Source organism: Novosphingobium sp. 11B (assembly GCF_054589055.1).
Map to the genome: position 1 here is coordinate 16,279 of NZ_BAAILP010000308.1, position 282 is coordinate 16,560.

Annotated in this window: 1 pseudogene; it reads right to left on the bottom strand. The window is 64.5% G+C overall.

Annotated features, from left to right (window positions below):
* Window positions 1-282: pseudogene (locus tag ACYPYD_RS26230) on the bottom strand (IS5/IS1182 family transposase); the annotation flags it as partial.

The following is a 282-nucleotide window of genomic DNA, read 5'->3' on the forward strand; positions in this document are numbered from 1 at the left end:
GGCGCCCAGCGTGATCCGATGGCGCCCTTCCATCCGGCCCAGCATGGTCAGTGCGGCCTCGCGTTCGGCGGTGCCGGTCGCGTGGGTGAGGATCGCATCGACTACGAGGCCATTGCGGTTCTCCATGAGGACATGGGCCATATGGCACAGCTTGGCTGCGTGGCCCCGCGCTTTCTTGAATAAGCGGGCATCGGGATCAGTGGTTGATGCATGGGTCGCATTGCTGCGCTTCTCGCCCCGGAAATCGCGTCCGGCATTGCTCGGCGCTGTTTTCTGCTCGCC